We start from the raw sequence: 1,550 nt of genomic DNA on the forward strand, positions 1-1,550 counted from the left end.
TAATGTCGGGCTGATAAAGCTAAATCCGGGCTACAATCCTACTCAAGTAGTTCAACAATTAAAATCTTATTTACCTACAGAAGATATCAAGGTACTGACAAGGGCAGAGTATATTGCTTTTGAACAGGGATATTGGCAACAGCAAACACCGATTGGGCCGATTTTTAATCTCGGTGCGATTATGGGATTTTTGGTAGGGATAATTATTGTCTATCAAGTTTTATCCACTGATGTAAATGCTCATCTCAAAGAATATGCCACTTTCAAAGCGATGGGCTACAGCAATACTTATTTACTGGGAATTGTATTTGAAGAAGCATTGATTCTCGCAATTGTGGGCTTTATTCCAGGTTTTATTGTATCAACCGGACTTTATACAGTTGTTGGTGGCGCGACCAATTTACCGATCGCAATGACGATTGTTAGAGCGACTCAGGTATTCACAGGCACTCTGATAATGTGTATGCTTTCTGGTGCCGTTGCCACAGGTAAAGTTCAAGCTGCCGATCCGGCTGATATGTTTTAAATTAGGGGGTAGCGATTCGCGCACGCCCTAGTTCCCCGACGGTTTAGCGGCGTTTTTATGTCTAGGGTTCCCCCCGAATAAGAAAACGACAAGACAGCGAATCAGCGACGCGCTCATCACGGAGGTTCCCTCCAGGTCGAGCGCGTCAAGACAAGACAGATGGTAGATGGTAGGGGATTTATTAGTTTTTTCGAGTTAGCTTTTAATTGTATCTATTATGGAACCAGTAATTTCTATTTCTCATCTCGATCACTATTTTGGCATGGGTCAACTTCGCAAGCAAGTATTGTTTGATATCAACTTGGAAATAAATGCAGGTGAAATCATTATTATGACTGGGCCATCTGGTTCTGGCAAAACTACATTACTGACTCTCTGTGGTGGACTGCGATCGGCTCAAGCTGGTAGCCTTAAAGTATTGGGAACGGAGATGTGTGGTGCTTCATCAAAGCAACTGACGATCGAACGTCGCCATCATGGTTATATCTTTCAAGCTCACAATTTGCATGAGAGTCTGACAGCATTGCAAAATGTTAAAATGGGTTTGGAATTACATTCTGAATATTCAATCCAGGACATGAACGATCGCGCGATCGAGATGTTAGAATTAGTAGGGTTGGGAGAACGTGTAAATTATTACCCAGACAGCTTATCCGGCGGGCAAAAACAACGAGTAGCCATCGCCCGGGCACTTGTCAGTCAACCCAAAATTCTCCTAGCTGACGAACCGACAGCGGCACTGGACAAACAGTCGGGACGCGACGTGGTGGACTTGATGCAAAGATTAGCTAAAGAACAAGGCTGCACGATTTTATTAGTAACACATGACAATCGCATTTTAGATGTTGCCGATGCGATCGTGTATCTAGAAGATGGCAAGTTAGCAACTGCACCAGATTTAGTACCAGCAAATTAAATCTGCATGGCAGTAAAAACTAGTTAAAATTGAGATCTGCACCCAGTCGCTCCAATTACTCTAAGAAATCATGATTAAGCGTCGCTCTTTTATTGGCTATTTTAGTGT

The 1,550-nt window shown here is 42.8% G+C and carries 2 protein-coding genes; both read left to right on the forward strand.

Annotated elements, in window-relative coordinates; genetic code table 11:
• A partial coding sequence (locus RMO35_RS09995; RefSeq protein ID WP_309740815.1) for an FtsX-like permease family protein occupies nucleotides 1-526 on the forward strand: 526 nt, incomplete at its 5' end.
• Between the two features lie 217 nt (nucleotides 527-743).
• Nucleotides 744-1,442 (forward strand): DevA family ABC transporter ATP-binding protein, encoded by a 699-nt coding sequence (locus tag RMO35_RS10000; protein ID WP_309740817.1) that lies wholly within the window; start codon nucleotides 744-746, stop codon nucleotides 1,440-1,442.
• Nucleotides 1,443-1,550: the final 108 nt, after the last annotated feature.

The organism is Chamaesiphon sp. OTE_20_metabat_361, assembly GCF_031364565.1.

Coding starts and splice junctions, on each gene's coding strand:
- RMO35_RS10000 (WP_309740817.1), top strand. CDS start 744: ATGGAACCAGTAATTTCTATTTCTCATCTCGATCACTATTTTGGCATG.